This window comes from Nonomuraea lactucae (assembly GCF_003313395.1).
Classification (GTDB): domain Bacteria; phylum Actinomycetota; class Actinomycetes; order Streptosporangiales; family Streptosporangiaceae; genus Nonomuraea; species Nonomuraea lactucae.
The window spans coordinates 1-1,074 of the sequence record NZ_QNFZ01000427.1 but is presented as its reverse complement, the minus strand read 5'-3'; the positions used below and the strand labels follow the sequence as shown (position 1 = coordinate 1,074).

General features: G+C 76.7%; 2 protein-coding genes. Both read left to right on the top strand.

What is annotated here, in order from left to right:
• A partial coding sequence (locus DQW85_RS22385) for an ABC transporter ATP-binding protein (protein ID WP_205315320.1) occupies nucleotides 1–730 on the top strand: 730 nt, incomplete at its 5' end.
• Nucleotides 731–1,074, top strand: a 344-nt coding sequence (locus DQW85_RS22380) for an ATP-binding cassette domain-containing protein (RefSeq protein ID WP_240197353.1), incomplete at its 3' end; no start/stop codon positions are given.

Genomic DNA, 1,074 nt, shown 5'->3' with positions numbered 1-1,074 from the left:
CACGGAGGGGGCCGCGCCGCTCGCGGGCGGCGGGTCCGGGGCCGGTGGGGAGGGAGTGTTCAGGCTCGACGGGGTCGTGGCCGGATACGGCGACGTCGCCGTGTTGCGCGGGGTGGAGCTGGCCGTGCGGCCGGGCGAGGTGGTCGCGCTGCTCGGCGCGAACGGCGCGGGCAAGTCCACCGCCTGCGCCGTGGCCGCCGGGGACGTGCCGGTCACCGCCGGACGCGTGCTGCTGAACGGCGCCGACATCACGGCCTGGCCCGCCCATCGCCGGGCACGTGCCGGGGTGCTGCTCGCCCCCGAGGGCAGAGGCGTCTTCCCCGGCCTCACCGTGGACGAGAACCTGCGCACCTGGCTGGCCGATCCGGCCCCCGCCTACGAGCGGATGCCGCTGCTCGCCACCCGCCGTACCGTGCTCGCCGGGGCTCTGTCCGGTGGCGAGCAGCAGCTGCTTACCCTGGCGCCCGCGCTCGTCAGGCCGCCCCGGGTGCTGATCGCGGACGAGCCGTCGCTGGGCCTGGCGCCGCTCGTCGTGCGGCAGGTGTTCGAGGTCTTCGCCGAGCTGCGCGAGCGCGGGGTCGCGCTGCTGCTGGTCGAGGAGAAGGCCACCGAGGCGCTGGCCGTCGCCGACCGGGTGGTGTTCGTCCGGCTCGGCCGGGTCGTGTGGAGCGGGCCGCGCTCCGAGGTCGACGCCGACCGGCTCACCGCCGCCTACCTGGGGGTGTCGTAGGTGCTCAGCGTGATGGACGTGTCGGTGGCGTTCGGCGGGGTGCTGGCCCTGGACGGGGTGTCGTTCGAGGTGCCCGAGGGGCAGGTCTGCGGCGTCATCGGGCCGAACGGGGCGGGCAAGACCACGCTGTTCGACGTGGTGTCCGGGCTGCGGCGGCCGAGCGCGGGGAGGGTGAGCCTGGCGGGCGAGGACCTGACCGGGACGTCGCCGGTCAGGCGGGCACGGCGCGGCGTGCGCCGGACGTTCCAGCGCACCCAGGTCTTCGGGCGGCTGACCGTGGCCGGCAACGTGCTCGCGGCGCTCGACTGGCGCGGCGGCGGGGGCGGCCTCGCCGCCGACCTGGT